The sequence below is a fragment of the Corynebacterium kalidii genome (genome assembly GCF_022869005.1).
In the GTDB taxonomy this organism is placed as follows: domain Bacteria; phylum Actinomycetota; class Actinomycetes; order Mycobacteriales; family Mycobacteriaceae; genus Corynebacterium; species Corynebacterium kalidii.
Window position 1 is genome coordinate 638,410 of record NZ_JALIEA010000017.1, and the last position, 17,352, is coordinate 655,761.

The 17,352-nt window shown below is 71.8% G+C and carries 21 protein-coding genes; 12 read left to right on the top strand and 9 right to left on the bottom strand.

Annotated features, from left to right (window positions below; all coding sequences use genetic code 11):
- Nucleotides 1–5: 5 nt before the first annotated feature.
- The 5 genes from MUN33_RS13650 to MUN33_RS13670 are packed head-to-tail and all read right to left on the bottom strand — an operon-like array spanning nucleotide 6 to nucleotide 4,141.
- The gene (locus tag MUN33_RS13650) at nucleotides 6–566 is read right to left on the bottom strand and encodes a hypothetical protein (RefSeq protein WP_244805444.1); all 561 of its coding nucleotides are present in this window, start codon (nucleotides 564–566) and stop codon (nucleotides 6–8) included.
- 20 nt (nucleotides 567–586) lie between these two features.
- Entirely contained in the window at nucleotides 587–1,399 is an 813-nt protein-coding gene (locus MUN33_RS13655) for a class I SAM-dependent methyltransferase (protein WP_244805445.1), read from the bottom strand.
- Nucleotides 1,396–2,211 (bottom strand): thioesterase family protein, encoded by an 816-nt coding sequence (locus tag MUN33_RS13660; protein WP_244805446.1) that lies wholly within the window; start codon nucleotides 2,209–2,211, stop codon nucleotides 1,396–1,398. The genes MUN33_RS13655 and MUN33_RS13660 overlap by 4 nt, the downstream gene beginning before the upstream one ends.
- A gap of 17 nt (nucleotides 2,212–2,228) precedes the next feature.
- Nucleotides 2,229–2,906 (bottom strand): response regulator, encoded by a 678-nt coding sequence (locus MUN33_RS13665; RefSeq protein ID WP_244805447.1) that lies wholly within the window; start codon nucleotides 2,904–2,906, stop codon nucleotides 2,229–2,231.
- Complete coding sequence (locus tag MUN33_RS13670; protein ID WP_244805448.1) at nucleotides 2,906–4,141, bottom strand: sensor histidine kinase; 1,236 nt, start codon at nucleotides 4,139–4,141, stop codon at nucleotides 2,906–2,908. The genes MUN33_RS13665 and MUN33_RS13670 overlap by 1 nt, the downstream gene beginning before the upstream one ends.
- An 89-nt stretch (nucleotides 4,142–4,230) precedes the next feature.
- Between MUN33_RS13670 and MUN33_RS13675 the strand changes: the two genes are divergently transcribed.
- Complete coding sequence (locus tag MUN33_RS13675) at nucleotides 4,231–4,971, top strand: GAP family protein (protein ID WP_244805449.1); 741 nt, start codon at nucleotides 4,231–4,233, stop codon at nucleotides 4,969–4,971.
- Between the two features lie 29 nt (nucleotides 4,972–5,000).
- Here the strand turns inward: MUN33_RS13675 and MUN33_RS14315 are convergent, their stop codons facing one another.
- A complete protein-coding gene (locus tag MUN33_RS14315; protein ID WP_439647862.1) occupies nucleotides 5,001–5,336 on the bottom strand; it encodes an alpha/beta hydrolase family protein in 336 nt (111 codons plus the stop codon).
- Nucleotides 5,337–5,402: 66 nt separating this feature from the next.
- Between MUN33_RS14315 and MUN33_RS14320 the strand changes: the two genes are divergently transcribed.
- The 5 genes from MUN33_RS14320 to MUN33_RS13700 all read left to right on the top strand — a co-directional run bounded on the left by MUN33_RS14320 (nucleotide 5,403) and on the right by MUN33_RS13700 (nucleotide 9,314).
- On the top strand, nucleotides 5,403–5,597 hold the full coding sequence (locus MUN33_RS14320) for a hypothetical protein (protein ID WP_439647863.1): 195 nt from the start codon (nucleotides 5,403–5,405) through the stop codon (nucleotides 5,595–5,597).
- A gap of 134 nt (nucleotides 5,598–5,731) precedes the next feature.
- The gene (locus MUN33_RS13685) at nucleotides 5,732–7,531 is read left to right on the top strand and encodes a penicillin-binding transpeptidase domain-containing protein (RefSeq protein ID WP_244805450.1); all 1,800 of its coding nucleotides are present in this window, start codon (nucleotides 5,732–5,734) and stop codon (nucleotides 7,529–7,531) included.
- A 54-nt stretch (nucleotides 7,532–7,585) separates the two neighbouring features.
- The gene (locus MUN33_RS13690) at nucleotides 7,586–7,990 is read left to right on the top strand and encodes an META domain-containing protein (protein ID WP_244805451.1); all 405 of its coding nucleotides are present in this window, start codon (nucleotides 7,586–7,588) and stop codon (nucleotides 7,988–7,990) included.
- Nucleotides 7,990–8,439, top strand: coding sequence for an META domain-containing protein (locus MUN33_RS13695; protein WP_244805452.1), 450 nt, complete (start codon nucleotides 7,990–7,992; stop codon nucleotides 8,437–8,439). Before MUN33_RS13690 ends, MUN33_RS13695 begins: the two co-directional genes overlap by 1 nt.
- Nucleotides 8,436–9,314 (top strand): HAD-IIB family hydrolase, encoded by an 879-nt coding sequence (locus tag MUN33_RS13700; protein WP_244805453.1) that lies wholly within the window; start codon nucleotides 8,436–8,438, stop codon nucleotides 9,312–9,314. Before MUN33_RS13695 ends, MUN33_RS13700 begins: the two co-directional genes overlap by 4 nt.
- Here the strand turns inward: MUN33_RS13700 and MUN33_RS13705 are convergent.
- Nucleotides 9,277–10,740: an aminotransferase-like domain-containing protein gene (locus tag MUN33_RS13705; protein ID WP_244805454.1), complete on the bottom strand. Its 1,464-nt coding sequence runs from the start codon at nucleotides 10,738–10,740 to the stop codon at nucleotides 9,277–9,279. The two genes, MUN33_RS13700 and MUN33_RS13705, sit on opposite strands and share 38 nt — an antisense overlap.
- Here MUN33_RS13705 and MUN33_RS13710 point away from each other — a divergent pair.
- Together MUN33_RS13710 and MUN33_RS13715 are read left to right on the top strand one after the other, a co-directional pair.
- On the top strand, nucleotides 10,739–11,746 hold the full coding sequence (locus tag MUN33_RS13710) for a DMT family transporter (RefSeq protein ID WP_244805455.1): 1,008 nt from the start codon (nucleotides 10,739–10,741) through the stop codon (nucleotides 11,744–11,746). The two genes, MUN33_RS13705 and MUN33_RS13710, sit on opposite strands and share 2 nt — an antisense overlap.
- Nucleotides 11,743–13,023 (top strand): pyridoxal phosphate-dependent aminotransferase, encoded by a 1,281-nt coding sequence (locus tag MUN33_RS13715; RefSeq protein WP_244805456.1) that lies wholly within the window; start codon nucleotides 11,743–11,745, stop codon nucleotides 13,021–13,023. The genes MUN33_RS13710 and MUN33_RS13715 overlap by 4 nt, the downstream gene beginning before the upstream one ends.
- On the opposite strand, the gene MUN33_RS13720 is transcribed toward MUN33_RS13715, so the two are convergent.
- Nucleotides 12,993–13,967 carry a GlxA family transcriptional regulator gene (locus tag MUN33_RS13720; RefSeq protein WP_244805457.1) on the bottom strand — a complete coding sequence of 325 codons (975 nt, stop codon included), beginning with the start codon at nucleotides 13,965–13,967 and terminating at the stop codon, nucleotides 12,993–12,995. The genes MUN33_RS13715 and MUN33_RS13720 overlap by 31 nt on opposite strands.
- Nucleotides 13,968–14,020: 53 nt before the next feature.
- Here MUN33_RS13720 and MUN33_RS13725 point away from each other — a divergent pair, with 53 nt between their 5' ends.
- The 4 genes from MUN33_RS13725 to MUN33_RS13740 are packed head-to-tail and all read left to right on the top strand — an operon-like array spanning nucleotide 14,021 to nucleotide 17,066.
- The gene (locus MUN33_RS13725) at nucleotides 14,021–14,458 is read left to right on the top strand and encodes a nuclear transport factor 2 family protein (RefSeq protein ID WP_244805458.1); all 438 of its coding nucleotides are present in this window, start codon (nucleotides 14,021–14,023) and stop codon (nucleotides 14,456–14,458) included.
- Entirely contained in the window at nucleotides 14,452–15,138 is a 687-nt protein-coding gene (locus MUN33_RS13730; protein ID WP_244805459.1) for a DJ-1/PfpI family protein, read from the top strand. Before MUN33_RS13725 ends, MUN33_RS13730 begins: the two co-directional genes overlap by 7 nt.
- 45 nt (nucleotides 15,139–15,183) lie before the next feature.
- The gene (thiD, locus tag MUN33_RS13735) at nucleotides 15,184–16,005 is read left to right on the top strand and encodes a bifunctional hydroxymethylpyrimidine kinase/phosphomethylpyrimidine kinase (RefSeq protein WP_244805460.1); all 822 of its coding nucleotides are present in this window, start codon (nucleotides 15,184–15,186) and stop codon (nucleotides 16,003–16,005) included.
- Entirely contained in the window at nucleotides 16,002–17,066 is a 1,065-nt protein-coding gene (locus tag MUN33_RS13740) for an FUSC family protein (RefSeq protein ID WP_244805461.1), read from the top strand. Before thiD ends, MUN33_RS13740 begins: the two co-directional genes overlap by 4 nt.
- 55 nt (nucleotides 17,067–17,121) lie before the next feature.
- Here the strand turns inward: MUN33_RS13740 and MUN33_RS13745 are convergent, their stop codons facing one another.
- The gene (locus MUN33_RS13745; RefSeq protein WP_244805462.1) at nucleotides 17,122–17,349 is read right to left on the bottom strand and encodes a hypothetical protein; all 228 of its coding nucleotides are present in this window, start codon (nucleotides 17,347–17,349) and stop codon (nucleotides 17,122–17,124) included.
- Nucleotides 17,350–17,352: the final 3 nt, after the last annotated feature.

Sequence of the window (17,352 nt, forward strand, 5' to 3'; positions counted from 1 at the left end):
CTCCCCTACCGCACCCGGGCCGACTCGATACGCGTCGGTGCGACATACGCGGTACCGGCGGTGCACAGGATCGCCCCGAGCGTGAGCAGGGTGTTCCAGTCGCCGTCCAGGAGACCGCCGAGGAGGACGTAGACCACGCCCGCGGCGATCGCCAGCGCGAGGATTGCGGCACCGAAGAGGTTCTCGTTACCGGTGCCGACGACGGGGATGTACAGCAGGCCGGCGAGGACACCGACGATGCCGGCGATCGCGCCGTAGACGACCGCCACGCCCGGCCCCTGGGCTGCCCAGCCGGTCACCGCGGAGACGACGAGGTCGACCACCAGCAGCAGCGCGAATGAGATCACCGCGCAGAGGACACCGAGGATCACCAGGTTGACGATCACCTTCCTGGTGTCGAACCGTCCCGCCAACAGACCCTCCGTACCGGGCTGCCGACCGGAACCGGGCTGCTGCTGGTAGCCCTGGTTCTGCTGCGGCTGCGGTGGCGCGTACTGCCGGGTCGGCTCGTACTGCTGGCCGTAGCCACGGTTCGGGTCCGGACGGTAGGGCTGCTGGTTGCTCATGCTGCCAGTCTTCCATCCGGTCACACCCGGATCAACAACTCCCCGTGGGGCATCACGAACACCGCGGCACCGTCGGCGCCCCACTCCGTCCAGCCGGCGCAGATCCGGGACGCGACGTCGGTGGCGACGGCCCCGGCGTCGGCGGATTCGCGCGTACGGCGGATCCAGCTGTCCGCCAGCCACGACGCACCCGCCCCGGCACTGTAGTGCCAGTTCGAGGTGCTGTAGGTCACCTGGCCGGGACCGAACCCGGCGGCACGTGCCCACGCCGTGAGGCGGCGGCCGGCGTCCGGCTCTCCCCCGTTGTCCCCCGCGCGACGGCGGTAGTCGCGCCGCCATTCCAGCAACCCGTCGGGCTGCGGGTGGAAGAACATGCCGCCGTTGTCGGCGTCCCGGACGGCGACGACGCCGCCGGGGGCCGCGACGCGCGCGAAGTCGCGCAGGGCGGCGACCGGGTCGGCCAGGTGCTGCAGCACCTGGTGGGCGACGACCAGGTCGAATGTGCCGTCGGGGAACGGCAGGGTGTGGGCGTCCCCGGTCATGAAGACCGCACCGATGCCCCGCCGGCAGGCGAGGTCCCGTGCCGCCTCCACCGGCGCCGTGGCGTTCTCCACCCCGATGACCTGGGATGCCGCACCGCCGGCACCGGCGACCGCCGCCGCCAGGTCCAGCGTGATCGACCCCGGCCCGCACCCGACGTCGAGGACGCGGGAATCCCGGCGCACGTACGGGAGGGCGAACGCCACCGAGTCCTGTGCCGTACGGCTCAGGTGGTTGTCGAGGACCGCGCGGCCGTGGCCGTGTGTGTAGGTCGGGGTGTCCGCCACGGTCATCCCACCCGGATACCGGCGAGCTGGTGGGACTGGGCGACCAGATTGCCGGCGGAGTCCCACACCGTCGCCGATTCATCGACCCGTTCGCCCCTGATCATGCCGGCGGAGAGCAGGACGTTCACCGGTCCGGGGACAGGTACCGCCCGCACGTAGGTCGACAGCTCGATGGTGGGTACCCAGCCACCGGGGGTGACGTCGAAGGTCGCCGGAGGCAGGACGTCCGCTGCGAGCAGCAGCGACTCTGGGGTGAAGTCCTCGCCGTCGGGCAGCTCGACCCACGCGCGGACCTCGCCCCGCCCACGCGGCTCGCCGGAGGTGAAGGCGGTCTGTCCGGGATGCAGGTACAACCCGACGTGCCGGAGGATCTCGACGGGGAACGCCTCGGCCGGTGGGAGGTACCGGGAGCACTCGTCCTTCGTCACACCCGGTATGGGCAGCTCAGGTGAGGCCCAATCGACGTCGGCGTCCCCGAGCGCTCCGAGGGTGAACAGCGATTCCCCGGTGACCTGGCCGTTCTGGCTCATCCGGACCCTGACCTGGGTGGTGGTCCGGCCCCTGCGGAGTAACTCGGAGCTCAGGTCGACCGCGCCGGGGCGCGGCGACCGCAGGAAGTGGGTGGAGACGGCGACAGTGTGCGGATGGACACCGTCGTCTGCTGTCGCGGCGGCCTCCTCGACCGCGGCACGTGCCATGACCGTCTGCAGGTAGCCGCCGTTGGGGTTGCCCAGGATGGTCCACCCAGGGTCGATCCGGGCGGTCCAGCGGTGGTCGCCGACGGAGGTGACGGCGCTGACGTCTGCGTATTCGCTCACCCGGTTCACTGTACCTGTCACCGTACCCGGTGTTCCCTGTGCCACAGTGCGGCCTGGAGCCGCGAGACCACGCCGATCTTGGCGAACAGGTTCCCCAGGTGGGTTTTCACCGTGGTGTCGCCGATGTGGAGTTCCACGGCGATCTCGTGGTTGGACAGGCCGGCGGCCACCCGCGCCAACACCTCCTCCTCACGTCCGGTCAGGTGGACGTCACTGTTCGCGGTGCCGGCCCCGCTACCGTCCTCCCGCGGGGAGTGTGTGGCCTCCGCGCGACGGCGCAGGGCGGTGAGCACGGCGGTGGTCGTCTCGTTGGACAGGGCCGCATCCCCCTGCGCCACCGACCGGATCGCGGCGAGGATGTTGGCGGGGCGTTCGGTCTTCACCAGGTAACCGTCGGCGCCTGCGCCGATGGCGTCGAGGACGTCCCCGTCGAGACCGAAGGCGGAGATCACCAGCACCCGGCACCCGGCGGCGCACAGGGCCGGGGTGACGTCGATACCGCTGGCACCGGGCATACGCACATCGGTCAGGACGACGTCCGGACGGGTGCGGGTGGCGACGTCGACGGCGGACGGCCCGTCGTCGGCCTCCCCGACCACACTCATGTCGGGGGCGGTGCCGATCAACGTGACGACCCCCGCCCGGAACGCGGGCTGGTCGTCGGCGACGACGACCCTGATCGGTGCGCTGGGCATCAGTTCCCCTTCCTGTCGGGCCCGTGGAGCGGGAGGCGGACACTGACCTGCCACCGGTCCGAGGGGTCCCCGGCGGGTGCGGCCTCGACCGTTCCCCCGAGTGCCCGCGCCCGGTTGTCCATGGTGCGCAGCCCCGAGACCCCGGTGCCGACCGACCCTGCTGTCCGGCCCTCCGGAGCCTCCGACGCCCGGTGCCGGTTCAGGCACAGGAGTTCCACGCGGTCGGCGCGGACCGACACACGGAGGGACCGGGGCGCGGTGCCGTGCCGCAGTGCGTTCGTGACCGCCTCCGCGCCGATGTGCAACAGCGCCGAGCGCACCCCGTCGGGGACCACGGCGGGGTCGTCGACCCGCGGGTCAACCTCGACGACGGCGCCGTCACCCAGCCGCTGCCGGAAAACCTCCCAGTTCAGCGTGGGTACCGCCATCGGAGTCTGCCTGCTGTCCCCCGCCCCGCCGCCGGCCAGGACCTCGATCACGTCCCGGAGATCGCCCAGTGCGGCCTCCGCGCTGTCCCGGGCGGTCGTGAGCGACCGTGCACGGGTGGCCGGGTCGTCCAGCTCCAACGCCAGGTTCGTGTGGAGCGCGACCGCACTCAGGTGCCCGGCCACCACGTCGTGCAGGTCCTGGGCGATACGAAACCTGTCCGACTGCACCTCCCGGGTGGCGCGTTCCCCGGCGAGTTCATGTTCGGTACGGGCGAGCTCCTCGGCCGCCTCCTGCGCCACCCGGTGGTGCCGGACCTCCCATCCCCATGCCAGCGGGGTGAAGACCATCGCGACGACGAGCAACGCCCCGAAGACCAGGGCAGTACCGAGCGGGATGCCGTCGTCCCAGCCCACCAGCATCGCCACGGCAATCAGGGCGCCGACGGCGACGCCGGTCCCGGTGGCGGCCCTCGCCGCGGCCCTGCTCCCCCGCGCCACCGGCGCCCACAGCCCCTCCACCAGCAGGACATACGCGCTGACCTGTGCGCCGAAGGACAACTCCAGCAGGCTCACCGGCACGACGAGCACCAGGAGGACGACCGGGCGGGCGGACCGGAAGACGGTCGCCACGGCCCCGCACAGCAGGAGCACCAGCGACACCGGCCCCGGCCACGTCCCCACCCCGGCACCACCGAGCAACGACTGCGTGGTGACCCCCGACAGGTACAGGACGACGACGGTGACCACGTAGACCACCGCGGCACGGACGTCACTCCTGCCGATCCCGGGATGCCCTCCGTCGTCCATGGACATCAGGCTAGCAAGGGACCCGGACACGGGAATCTCCTACCGATGGAGGAGATCGGCGGGCTCGACGACCGACGAGCATGGGGACCATGAGTACACTCCCCGAGTCCTTCAGTTACCTGACCCTGGCGGTCCTGGCACTCGTCGACTCGACGAGTATCGGCACCCTCGTGGTCCCCGTCCTGCTCCTCGTCGTCGGAGGAGCCGGGGTGGGGGCGGTGAGGATCGCCACCTCGACCGTCTACTACCTCATGGTCATCGGCCTGTTCTACTGGGCGGTGGGGCTTGCGCTGGCCGCGGGCGCGCTGCCGCTACTCGAGCGTTTCGGTGACGCACTCGCCTCCCCTGGGGCGATGACGGTGTACGCGGTCATCGGTGTGCTGCTGGTGGTGTGGTCGTTCCGGATCGACCCGAAGGCGATCCGGAAGCGCGGCGGCGACCCGGAGGCCGGTGCGCGACGCTGGGCGGAGCGGGTGCGCACGGCGAGCCTCAGCTACCGGGCGTTGACGGGGTTGGCGCTGCTCGCCGGGTTGGCCGAGGTGGCGACGATGGTCCCGTACCTCGCGGCGATCGGCGTCATCGTCGACAGCGGTGCCGGGATCGGCCGGGCGGCGGTCCTCCTCGCCGCCTACTGCGCGCTCATGGTCGCTCCCGCCGCGCTGCTGGCCGCGGCGAGGATATTCGCCGGACGGCACCTGGACGGGGTGCTGACCCGCGTCCACGACTGGAGCATCCGCAGCGCGGCAGGTGCGTTCTCCTGGGCGGTGGGCATCGTCGGGGTGGTCGTGGTGTTGAACACCGCACCCACGGCACTGGCGTTCCTCCAGTGACTGCCCCCGGGCCGGTTCGCGGAGCCGGGTTACTGACGGGCGAAAAGGTCCGAGAGGTAGGCGTCGACCTGGCGCACGTAGTCCGGGCTCATGTCGAACAGGCCGAGATGCCCGGCGTCATCCTCGACGACCCGCAGTTCATTTCCCGCGATCAGCTCCTGTTCGGCGGCGCAGTCGCGGACAGGGAAGAACATGTCCTCGCTGATCGGCATGACGAACGTCGTGGCGCGCACCCGGCCGAGCGCAGCGGCGAGGTCACCGCCGGTGTGCCGGGACACATCACCCCGCTGCCATTTCCACGCGTCGTGCAGCAGTGTGTTCGGATCCGTCGACATGAACAACGGGTCCAGGAAGTCCGTGAGCACCTCCTCGGGGACTCCAGTCCGAGTCCCCGCCAGGCCTCCCTCTCCCACCATTCGGTCGACAGCCCCATGACCGCCCACAGGTGGGCCTGGCGGCGCAGGCCGTCCGCGACCTGGGTGTGGGAGGAGTACTCGCCGCAGGCGAAACCGGGGTCCGACTCGATCGCCTCGTTCAGGGTCCCGGCGGTGGCGTACGCCAGCCAGCAGTCCTCGATCACCCCACCCTCCTCGAGGTCGAGGCGGCCGATGGACGCCGTGACGTAGGGCCCCTGTGTCTGGGCGGTGTAGAAGTTGTTCTCGATCATGTCCGGAGACCTCCCGTGTCGGTTCTGTCACCGAAACCACCCTTTCCCGGCGGTGCCTTGCATCACGGCGCCCGCGGGGGTGAACTTGGTGCCATGACTTCCCTCACGCGCCGTCTCCGCCTCCCCGTGTCCGGAGCCCTCCTGTCCACCGCCCTGGTACTCGGCGGGTGCTCGGCCCCGTGGAGCGACTCCCCCACCGACAGCTTCGTCTCCCTGGTCAACGACGGTGACTGGGCCGGGGCCGCCGGGTACACCGACGACCCGGACGCCGCGGAGCGCTACCTCACCGAGATGGACGGCTCCATCGGCGAGACGTCGGCACAGCTGGACGTCGACGACGGGTCGACGACCACCACCTGGACCGTCCCGTCCGGCGACGAGGTCACCTCCGAGGGGTCCCTGTCGACGGCCGACGACGACACGGTCGTCTGGGACCCGGCGATCTTCGCCTCCTCACTGACCCCGGAGACCGCGGTGTCCTACTCCGACGACCGCACCTACGGTCTCCCGGTCCTCGACGCACGCAACGACACCCAGATGTCCTGGACCACGGTCACCGTCTTCACCGCGACCCCCGACGACGGGACGGACCCCGGACAGCAGGCGTCGGCCATCGCCGAGGCGGTCCGTCCGGTGATCGACGACCTCGACACCGACAGCGTCGCCGCACAGATCGCCGACGCCGGGGAGGACGGGGCGACGCTGTTCGCGCTGCGCCCGGAGGACACCGCCACGGTCGCCGGGGCTCTCGACAGCGTCGCCGGGGTGACCTCGCGGGAGGAGGGCCGGCTGCTCTCGCCCACCGGGACGGCGTCGCCCGTCGACGGCGACCTGCGGGCCTACTGGGAGAAGCGTCTCGACGACACCGCCGGGTGGACGCTGACGACCACCGGCGACGACGAACGCGGACTCGAGGGCGAGGTCCTCGGCCAGAAGCAACCTGCCCACAGCGAGCCGGTGCGCACGACGATGGACATGGGGGTGCAGGCCGCCGCACGGCGCGCCGTCGATGCCGGATCCGCCGGGGACCGGGCCGCGTCCATCGTGGCGATCAACCCGTCCACCGGCGGTCTCGTCGCCTCGGCGCAGAACGCCGCCGCCGACCGCCAGGGCACGCCGGCGATGACCGGCCAGTTCCCGCCCGGATCGACCTTCAAGACCGTCACCACCGCCGCGGCACTGTCCCGGGGGACGGTGGGCCCGGACGACGAGGTCGAGTGTCCCGCCCAGGTCGAGGTCGACGGCCGGGTCATCCCCAACGACGACGACTTCGACCTGGGGACGGTCCCGATGCACACCGCGTTCGCCGAATCGTGCAACACCACCCAGGCCCTGATCTCCCGGGGTCTGGAGCCCTCGGACATGAAGGACACCGCCGCCCAACTGGGGTTGGGAGTGGACTTCGGCGCGCCGGGCATGACGAGCGTGACCGGGTCGGTCCCGGTCACCGACCCCGGTGCCGCCCGGGTCGAGTCGGCGATCGGGCAGGGTGAGGTCCTGGCCTCCCCCTTCGGCCTGGCGTTGATGGAGGCGTCGGTCGCCGCCGGCGGCAGGATGGTCACCCCGTCGGTGGTCCAGGGCGAGGAGACCACCAGCGACCGGCCCGAGGGTGCCCCTGCTCCGTTGGACCCGGCCGTCGTCGACGCGCTGCGGGCGATGATGCGCGAGACGGTGACCTCCGGGACCGCCTCGTCCCTCAGCGACATCGACGGGCTGGGCGGGAAGACCGGCACCGCCGAGATCGGTGACGGCGCCGCCCACGGCTGGTTCGTCGGCAGCGTCGGTGACCTCGCCTTCTGCGTGTTCATCGAGGGTGCGGACTCCTCGGGACCGGCCGTGGAGATGGCCGGGGACTTCCTGCGTGACGGTGCCCTGGACGAGGTCACCGGCTAACGTCCCGACGTCCCGGGGCGATGGAGTCGGCAGAACCAGAAGGAGTGGAACGTCATGACCCTCACACGAAAGATCGTCACCGGTGCCGTCGCGGCGCTCGCCGTCGCCGGCCTGGCGGGTGGACCCTCGGCTGCGGCACAGCCGCCCGTGCCGGTCTCGTCGGTCCCTGCGGTCCCTTTCTCGGGCACGTGGGTCGACGTCAACCCGGTCGGCGGGGCGAAGCTCACCTTCGACCGGGGCCGGGTCTCCGGCACGGACGGCTGCAACGGCGTCGGATCGTCGTACACCGTCAACGGCAACGTCGCCGACGTCGCGCCGTTCGTCTCCACGTTGATGGCCTGTACCGGGCCGTGGAGCCCGTGGCTGCAGGGTGTGTCCACCGTCCACCACTACGGTGCCGTCCTCGTGGTCCACGGTGAGGACGGCGGCGTGCTCGGCGTGCTGCGTCCGGACCTGTGATGCGCACGCGACGCGGCGGCACCGCCGCCGTCGCCGCGGCGCTGCTCGCCGTCGGGCTGACGGCGTGCGGCGACACCGGGACGACGCCAACGACAGAGACGACACAGACGGAGGCCTCCACCGTGACCACTCCCGCCACACCCGCCGGTTTCACCGGCACCTGGGTCGACCCCGACGGCAAGGGCTACCTGACGTTCGACGGTGACGGCGGGATCACCGGCAGCGACGCCTGCAACGGCATCACCACCACTTACACCGTCGAGGGCACCACCGCCACGGTGGAGCCGTTCCCCACCACGATGATGGCCTGCGGCGACGGCTGGTCGCAGTGGCTGCTCGGCGTGACCACCGTGGAACTGCGCGACGGGACCCTCGGCGTGCTGGGCCGGGACGGCGAGGAGCTGGGCACCCTCGTCCCCGGCGACGCCCCCGGAACCAGCCGGGGATGACGCCCGTCCGGCTGGTCGCCACCGACCTGGACCACACGCTGCTGCGCGGCGACCGGACCGTGAGCCGACGGACCGTCGCGGCCCTCACCGCCGTGCGGTCGACCGGGGTCCGGGTCGTCCCCGTCACCGCGCGCAATGTCCGCGGGGTCAGGGCCGTCAACGGTCAGGCCGCGTTCTCCGACTGGGCCGTCTGCGGCAACGGGGCGTGTGCCGTGCACCTCGACACGTCCGAGACGCTGTTCTCCGCCGAGATCGGCACCGCCGCCCTGACCCGGGTGATGGCGACGGTCCGGGACCGTGTGCCCGACGTCCGCTTCGCCGTGGTCCGCGACCTCGGTGCCCGTTTCCTCGCCGAGGACGGCTACGCCCGCCTGGCGGTCACCGCGGACCACAGCCGTGACCCGGCGACGATGGAGCGGGCGGACGTCACCGCGCTCGCGGCCGCGCCGGCGGGGAAACTGGTGTTCCGCCACCCCACGCTTCCCGCGTCCGAGCTGTTCGCCCGGGTCGCCCGGCAGCCCGGGGTGACCCGGGGACTCGGCGAGGTGGAGGTCACCCTCTCCGGTGCACCGTTCGTGGAGGTGATGGCCGCCGGGGTCGACAAGGCGACCGGCTTGTCCCGGTTGTGCTCCCACCTGGGCATCGACCGCAGTGAGGTGCTGGCGTTCGGCGACGGGCTCAACGACGTCGGGATGCTCGCCTGGGCCGGGCGTGGCGTGGCCGTGGCGAACGCGGACCCGGCCGTCCTCGCCGTCGCCGACGACGTCACCGCCGCGGCGGACGACGACGGGGTGGCGTCGGTGCTCGAGCGGCTCAGCGACGGTGTCCGTGACAATGTCAGCGACACTGCGACAGGACCCCGGCGATCGTCCTGACCGCAGGGTCGAAACGTCCCGGGTCCGGTCCGGCGAAGTTGAGCCGGATGAACGTGCCGGTGGGTTCCGCGGGGAACAGACCGTCGCCGGAGGCGATCATCACCCCGGCGCGTTCGCACTCGACGACGAGCCGGTGCAGGTCGGTGTCGTCGGGTAGCCGGACCCACAGGTTCAGTCCGCCGCCGGGGAGCCCCGTCAGCACGGCCTCCGGCAGGTGGGTGCGCACGGCGTCGGCGAGCAGGTCGCGGCGGGAGCGTAGGTGGCCCCGGAGGGCGTTGCGGTGGGTGCGCCAGGCGGGTTGGCTGACGACGTCGAGGGCCGCGGTCTGCAGCAGGGGGCTGACGTACATCGCCGAGGCTGCGACGTTGCCCCGGATGCGTTCACCGACCGGGCCGCGGGCGACGACGGCGCCGACCCGCAGTGCCGGGGAGACGCTCTTGGTGAGGGACCGCAGGTAGATCACCCTGCCGGCGTCGTCGTGGGCGGCCATCGGGGCGGGTTCGGGGTGGTCGGTCATGCCGAAGTCGCGGGCCCAGTCGTCCTCGATGAGGAAGGCGCCGTGGCGGGTGAGGATGTCGGTGACCTCGCGTCGGCGGGACGGGGCCCAGGTGATTCCGGTGGGGTTGGCGTGGCGGGGTTGGGCGTAGAAGGCGCGGGCTCCGGTGCGGGTGAGGGTGCGGTCGAGTTCGACGGGGTCCGGTCCGCTGTCGCCGCCGACGGTGGGGACCAGGCGGACCCCTGACTCGCCGGCGGCGAGGATCGCGCCCCAGTAGGTGGGTGACTCGATGACCACCGGGTCGCCGGGGGCGGCGACGGCGCGGAAGATCGCCGCGAGGCCGGACTGGGTTCCGGGCAGGACGGTGACGTCGGCTGCCGCTGCCGGTGTGGTCCCCGCGGGGGTATCCTGGGCCAGTTCGTGGGCGAACCAGTGCCGGAGTCCGGGCATCCCGGCGCGTGGGGCGGCGGTGACCGCGGCGTCGCTGCGGGCGGCGCGGGCCAGGGCCTGCCGGACGAGTTTCTCCGGTAGCAGGCGTCGGTCGGGGTATCCGTTGTGCAGGCTGACGGCGTCCTCGGGGGTCGGTCGCAGTGGTCCGTCGCCGCCGCTGCCGGCGGCGGTCGCGGCTGCCGCAGTCGCCGCAGTCGCCCCGGAGGTGGTGGGGGCGCCGAGTGCCCCGGCCTGCCAGGAGTAGTCGGCGGGGTGCATCCGTCGTCCTGCCGGGCCTGCGGCGACGAAGGTCCCCACTCCGGGGCGGGTCTCCACGAGGCCTTCGGCGACGAGGGTGCGCAGCGCCGACTGGACGGTTCCGGGGCCGACGCCGTGGTCGCGGACCAGTGCGCGGGTGGCCGGTAGTGGGGTTCCGACGGCTTTCCCGTCGATCCATCGGCGGAGTTCCGTCACGAGGTGCGTACTGCTACTCTGAGACATGAATGATCATAGTAGCGCTACTGCCGGCAACGGTCCACCGATACTGCCGCCGATCCTGCCGCCGGGGCTGTGGTGGGGAGCGCTCGGTGTCCTCGCCTTCTCCCTGACCGTCCCCCTCACCCGGGTCGCCGTCACCGGAGGTCTGTCCCCGGTGTTCACGGGCACCGGACGGGCCGTCGTCGCCGCGGTACTCGCCGGCGTCGCGCTCCTCGTCACCGGCCAGTACCGGCGACGACCCCACGCCCGGCAGTGGCTACGGCTGGGCCTGGTCACGGGCGGCGTCGTCGTCGGGTTCCCCGTCTGCACCTCGTTCGCCCTCCAGGACGTCCCGGCCGCCCACGGTGCCGTGGTCATCGCGGCGCTCCCGGCGGCCACCGCCGCTGTCACCGTCCTGCGCACCAAGGAACGTGCCGGCGTGAGGTTCTGGGCCGCGGCCGCACTGGGAGCGGCCGCGGCCGCCACCGCCGGCGTCCTGCACGGCGGCGGGACCGGAGGAGGCCTCCACGGCGCGGACCTCCTTCTGCTCGCCGCCGTGGCCACGGGGGCCGTCGGCTACGCGGAGGGTGGACTGCTCTCCCGCGAGCTCGGGTCCTGGCAGACCATCTGCTGGGCGCTGGTCCTGGGGTCACCCGTGATGGCCGTCCTGTCCGTCCTTTCCCTCCTGTCGGTGGCGGGGTCGGCCGGGACGGCATGGTCGGCGGTCAGCCCCGACGCCTGGGCCGCGTTCGGGTACCTCGGCGTGGTGAGCATGTTCCTGGGCTTCTTCGCCTGGTACCGCGGCCTCGCCCTCGGGCCCATGCTCCAGGTCAGTCAGGTCCAGCTGGTCCAGCCGTTGCTGAGCATCGCCTGGGCCGTGCTGCTGCTGGGGGAACACGTCACCCTGCCCACCCTGCTGAGTGGCCTTCTCGTCATCGCCTGCGCCACAACCGCCGTCCGCGCCCGGACAACCCGGACAACCCGGACAACACCGTCCCAACCACCTACCGCCATGGAGGAGAAACCGTGAACCACCCCCGAACCACAGCACCGAGGACCGTCCGTCAGTCGTCGAAGCTCCGCAACGTCCTCTACGAGATCCGTGGACCGGTCGCCGCCCGCGCCGCGGCGATGGAACGCGCCGGAACCGAGGTCCTCAAACTCAACATCGGCAACCCGCAACCGTTCGGCTTCGCCGCGCCCCCGCAGATCACCGCACGGATGTCGCAGGCCCTGCCCGACTCGCACGGCTACTCCGACTCCCACGGCATCCCCGCCGCCCTGGACGCGGTCATCGCCCGCTACGGTGCGGTGTCCGGTTTCCCGGAGCTGCGCCGGCAGGACGTCTACCTCGGCAACGGGGTCAGTGAACTGATCACCATGACCTGCCAGGCACTGGTCGACAACCACGACGAGGTCCTCGTCCCCGCGCCCGACTACCCGCTGTGGACGGCGATGGTGACCCTCGCCGGCGGCACCGCCGTGCACTACGCCTGCGACGAGGACGACGACTGGAACCCGGACCTGGCGGACATGGAGTCCCGGATCACCGACCGCACCACCGCGATCGTGGTCATCAACCCGAACAACCCCACCGGCGCCGTCTACCCGCCGCACATCCTCCGGGGCATCGCCGACATCGCCCGCCGGCACTCGCTGACGCTGCTGGTCGACGAGATCTACGACACGATCACCTACGACGGGGCGGTCCACACCCATCTCGCCGCGGTCGCCCCGGACGTGCTGACCCTGAGCTACTCCGGACTGTCGAAGAGCAGCCGCCTGGCCGGGTACCGCGCCGGGTGGATGGTGGTCACCGGACCGAAGGAGCACGCCACGGACTTCCTGCACGGCCTGGATCTCATGGCGTCGACACGTCTGTGCCCCAACGTCCCCGGGCAGCACGCCGTCGTGGCGGCGCTCGGTGGCGAGGGGTGCGCCGCCGACGACACGATCACCGGTCTCACCGGGCCAGCTGGACGGCTCGCCCGGCAGCGTGACACCGTCAGCTCGGCGCTCAACGGCATGGACGGGGTCAGCTGCGTGACCCCTCGTGGGGCGTTGTACGCCTTCCCGCGGCTCGACCCGGCCGTCCACCCGGTCCACGACGACGAACAGCTGGTCATGGACCTGCTGGAGCAGGAGCACATCCTGCTGGTCCACGGCACCGGCTTCAACTGGCCGGCCCCGGACCACCTGAGGATCGTGCTGCTGCCCCCGGAGCAGGTGCTGGCCACCGCGATGGAGCGGCTCGGGAACTTCCTGGCCGGCTACCGTCAGGACGGGCCGCCGAAACTCCGGCGGTAGGCCGTGGGTGTGACCCCGAGCTGGGCGACCATGTGCCGGCGCATCGTCGTCGCCGTACCGAAGCCCGCCCGACGGGCGACGGCGTCGACGGTGAGGCCGGTGACCTCGAGGAGCCGACGGGCCTCGGAGACCCGTTGCCGGATGAGCCAGGTGGCGGGCGGTTCCCCGAGTTCGGCGGTGAACCGGCGCTGGAAATGGCGCAGTGACATCCCGGCCCGGCGCGCGCAGTCGGTCACCGTCAGCGGCTCCGACAGGTGCTCGGTCATCCACTGGAGCACCGGTGCCATCCCGGTCTCCGGGCGTACGGCGGGACGTTCGATGAACTGGGCCTGGCCGCCCGCCCGGTGCGGCGCGACCACCATCCGCCGGGCGATACGCGTCGCGACCTGCTCTCCCATGTCGCGCCGCACCAGGTGCAGGCAGAGGTCGATCCCGGCGGCGACGCCGGCGCTCGTGGCGACATGTCCGTGGTCTATGTAGAGGACACCGGGGTCGACGGTGAGCGCCGGGTAGGTCTCCTGCAGCTCCCCGGCGCGGTACCAGTGGGTGGTCACCGTCAGGCCGTCCAGCAGCCCGGCGGCGGCGAGGGCGAACGCCCCTGTGCAGATGGAGACGATACGCACCCCCGCCTCCGACGCCCGGACCAGCAGATCGAGCACCTCCCGCGTCCCCGGGTCAGCGGTGTCGAGGCGGCTGTTGAACCCCGGGACGACGACCGTGTCCGCCTGCAGGACAACGTCCGGACCGCAGACACCCCCGACGGTGAACCCGGTGGACGTCTCCACCTCCCCGGGGGCGTTGCCGGCCACCGTCGTCCGGTACTCGTCCTCCTCCCGGAAGCCGAAGACCTGGGCCGCCGTCGACAGGTCGAAGGCCACGACATGGGGAAGCGCCAGGATGACGACGTGATGGGCGCCCGCGGAATGGCGCGTAATGTTCGGCACAGGTCATTTATGCCACTCACCCGTGCCGGTGTCCACCCCGTAGCGTCGGAACCATGACAACCCACCCCACACCCCCGTTCACCCTGGACACCGCCCTGGCGAAGGTCCAGGCCGCCGAAGACGCCTGGAACACCCGCGACCCGCAGCGGGTGGCGCTGGCCTACACCCCCGACACCGAATGGCGGAACCGGGGAGAACACGTCGTCGGCCGCGCCGCCGTCGTCGACTTCCTCACCCGCAAGTGGGCCCGCGAACTCGACTACCGACTGCGCAAGAACCTCTGGGCATTCAGCGGCAACAGGATCGCCGTGCGCTTCCAGTACGAGTGGCACGACGCGCAGGGCCAGTGGTGGAGGTCCTACGGCAACGAGCTCTGGGAGTTCGACGACGACGGACTGATGGCGCGGCGTGAAGCCAGCATCAACGACGTCGCCGTATCCCGGTCGGAGCTGCGCGTGACCCCCGCCGACGGTGAGGTCCCGGCATGGTGACGACCGGAGACCCGGCAGCCACCAGGACGGTGACCGTGCTTCTCTACGAGGGCTTCGAGGTCCTCGATGTCTTCGGACCGGTGGAGATCCTCTCCCACGTGCCGGGGTGGACCGTCGTGTACGCCGGGGTGGCGGCTCAAGCCGGGGACCCGGTCCGCAGTGCACAGGGCGCGCAGGTCCAGGCGGACCTGGGGCTCGCCGACCTGTGCCGCGCACCCGACGGGCCCGACATCCTGCTCGTCCCCGGCGGCATCGGCACCCGGACCCTCGTCGGCGACGCCGGTGTCCTGGCCGACATCGCCGGGATCTGCCGACACGCCACGGTGGTCACGTCGGTGTGCACCGGTTCGGCGGTGCTCGCCGCCGCCGGTGTCCTGGAGGGGCGCCGGGCGACGTCGAACAAGAAGTCGTGGGCCTGGGCCACCTCCCAGGGAGAGCGGGTCGACTGGATCCCGCAGGCGCGGTGGGTCCTCGACACCGGGACCCCCACCGGGGACGACCGCGCCGACGCACCGGTGTGGACCTCGTCCGGGGTCGCCGCCGGGATGGACATGACGCACGCCCTGGTCACCGCGCTGGCCGGGCCGACCGTGGCGGACCGGATCACCGACGACATCGAGCTCGATGTCCACCGTGACCCGGGGTGGGACCCGTTCGCCGCCGTGCACGGTGCGAACTGACACCGTGTGGTCCCGCACCACGCCCGCTGACCTACCATGATGTCCATGATGTCCAAGACTTCCCTGAACACTCCTCCCGTCGCATTCGTCATCGCCGGTTCCGAGGCCACCGGTGGAGCCGGTATCCAGGTCGACCTCAAGACCTTCCAGCAACTCGGTGTCTACGGTGTCGGCGCGCTGAGCTGCATCGTCGCCTTCGACCCTGCCGACAACTGGGGCCACCGGTTCCACCCGGTGGAGCCCGGCGTCATCGCCGAGCAGTTCGAGGCGGCCCTGGCCACCCACCCTGTCGAGGCGATGGACACCGCGAAGGTCGGCATGCTGGGCACCCCGCAGACCATCGACGTCGTCGCCGGGAAGCTGGCCGAACGCAGCTGGAGGAACCTGGTGGTCGACCCGGTCCTGATCTGCAAGGGCCAGGAGCCCGGTGCGGCGCTGGACACCGACAACGCCCTGCGGGAGAAGATCCTGCCCCTGGCCACCGTCGTCACCCCGAACGTGTTCGAGGCCCAGACCCTGTCCGGCATGGAGAGCATCACCACCGTCGACGAGCTGGAGGAGGCCGCCCGGCGCATCGGCGAGCACGTCCCCTACGTCCTGGCCAAGGGCGGCGTGGAACTGCCCGGCGACGAGGCCGTGGACGTGCTGTGGGACGGTCACACGATCACCCGGTTCTCCGCCCCGAAGATCGGTGAGCAGCGGGTCTCCGGTGCCGGCTGCACCGTCGCCGCGGCCCTGACCGCGGAGCTGGCCAAGGGCACCGGCATCGTCGAGGCCGTCCAGAAGGCCAAGGACCTGGTGACCCGTGGCATCGAGCACCGTGTCACCGCGAACACCCCGTTCGACACGGTGTGGCAGGGGGCGTGAACCACCCGTCCCGGGCGATGGTGACCTCCACCGCCCGCAGCCTGGTCACCCTCGGGCCGGCGCGGGCGGACCTGGTGCCGGCGGTGCGGGTGACGTTGTCGTTGGCCGTACCGGTGGCCCTCCTGCTGGTCACCGACCGCATCGAATGGTCGCTGTTCGCGTCGTTCGGCGCGTTCTCCTCGCTCTACGGCCGCTACACCACGCCCCGCACGCGGGTGCGCCAGCAGCTCTGCGTCGGGGTCATGCTGTCGCTGTGCGTGGGGCTGGGCGGGGTCATCGCCCAGTTCGGCGCCGGGTGGTCCGGTGCCGTACACGCGTGGGTCACGGTACTGGCGGGCACACTCGTCGCCGCGGGGTCCGCGACGTTCGTCAGTGTGCGCGGCCTGCAGCCCGCCGGTGCGGTGTTCCCGGTGTTCGCCACCACGGCGGTGGCCTCGACCCCGGTGGGCGTCCCCGCGTGGCTGGCCCTGGCGATCGCCGCGGCGTCCGCCACGTGGTGTGTGCTGCTCGGTGTGCTGTCCCGGTGGGTCGGTGAGGCGAACGCCGACGCCCGGGACGTCCCGCCGGCGTTCGTCCCGGTCGCCGACCGGCGCCGCGAGTTCCTCCGGTACGGCACGGCGGCCCTGGTGGGTGGTTCGGTGGCCACGCTCACCGGGATCCCGTCCCCCTACTGGGCCCAGGTGGCCGCCGTGGTGCCGTTGTCGGCACCCCGGCGCCTGCAGCAGGTGGAGCGCGGCCTGCACCGGATCGTGGGGACGGTCCTCGGCGTCGCCGTCGCCGCGTTCCTGCTGTCGTTCCCCAGCCAGCCCTGGCAGGTCGTCGTCTGGGTGGTCCTGATGCAGTTCCTCGCCGAACTGTTCGTGCTCAGGAACTACTCGCTGGCGCTGGTGTTCATCACCCCGCTGGCCCTGCTGATGGTCTACCTGGCCCATCCGCAACCTGTGGGACAGCTCCTGGCGGCCCGCGTCGCCGAGACCGTGATCGGGGTGACGGTCGGCATCGTGGTGGTCCTGTGCGCCGTGGCCCTCACACGGTGGCGGACGGCCCGTCTGGCAGGATGACATCCATGTTCCCCGGACGAGTTCCCGCCCGCGGTGGCCGCGGTGGTCCTGTCCCCTACGTCCGTCCGGAGAGGATCGCCCGCACGGTCTCCACGCCGAGCCCGCTGCGGCGTGACAGTTCGGTGGCCCCGCACCCGTAGAGCTCGTGAGCGTGGCGTACGGCCTCGTTCCTTCGTACACGGAGCTCCGTCGCGCGGTCGCGGGCGTCCTGGGCCGACGAGACGGCGTCACGGAGCTGCCGGGCGACCGCGTTCGGGAGCTGCGGTCCTGCAGAGCGGGGCACGGC

Excerpts from the sequence above, each read along its gene's own strand:
- MUN33_RS13650 (WP_244805444.1), bottom strand. The coding sequence starts at position 566 with ATGAGCAACCAGCAGCCCTACCGTCCGGACCCGAACCGTGGCTACGGC.
- MUN33_RS13655 (WP_244805445.1), bottom strand. The coding sequence starts at position 1,399 with ATGACCGTGGCGGACACCCCGACCTACACACACGGCCACGGCCGCGCG.
- MUN33_RS13665 (WP_244805447.1), bottom strand. The coding sequence starts at position 2,906 with ATGCCCAGCGCACCGATCAGGGTCGTCGTCGCCGACGACCAGCCCGCG.
- MUN33_RS13670 (WP_244805448.1), bottom strand. The coding sequence starts at position 4,141 with ATGGACGACGGAGGGCATCCCGGGATCGGCAGGAGTGACGTCCGTGCC.
- MUN33_RS13675 (WP_244805449.1), top strand. The coding sequence starts at position 4,231 with ATGAGTACACTCCCCGAGTCCTTCAGTTACCTGACCCTGGCGGTCCTG.
- MUN33_RS14320 (WP_439647863.1), top strand. The coding sequence starts at position 5,403 with ATGACCGCCCACAGGTGGGCCTGGCGGCGCAGGCCGTCCGCGACCTGG.
- MUN33_RS13685 (WP_244805450.1), top strand. The coding sequence starts at position 5,732 with ATGACTTCCCTCACGCGCCGTCTCCGCCTCCCCGTGTCCGGAGCCCTC.
- MUN33_RS13690 (WP_244805451.1), top strand. The coding sequence starts at position 7,586 with ATGACCCTCACACGAAAGATCGTCACCGGTGCCGTCGCGGCGCTCGCC.
- MUN33_RS13695 (WP_244805452.1), top strand. The coding sequence starts at position 7,990 with ATGCGCACGCGACGCGGCGGCACCGCCGCCGTCGCCGCGGCGCTGCTC.
- MUN33_RS13700 (WP_244805453.1), top strand. The coding sequence starts at position 8,436 with ATGACGCCCGTCCGGCTGGTCGCCACCGACCTGGACCACACGCTGCTG.
- MUN33_RS13710 (WP_244805455.1), top strand. The coding sequence starts at position 10,739 with ATGAATGATCATAGTAGCGCTACTGCCGGCAACGGTCCACCGATACTG.
- MUN33_RS13705 (WP_244805454.1), bottom strand. The coding sequence starts at position 10,740 with ATGTCTCAGAGTAGCAGTACGCACCTCGTGACGGAACTCCGCCGATGG.
- MUN33_RS13725 (WP_244805458.1), top strand. The coding sequence starts at position 14,021 with ATGACAACCCACCCCACACCCCCGTTCACCCTGGACACCGCCCTGGCG.
- MUN33_RS13730 (WP_244805459.1), top strand. The coding sequence starts at position 14,452 with ATGGTGACGACCGGAGACCCGGCAGCCACCAGGACGGTGACCGTGCTT.
- thiD (WP_244805460.1), top strand. The coding sequence starts at position 15,184 with ATGATGTCCAAGACTTCCCTGAACACTCCTCCCGTCGCATTCGTCATC.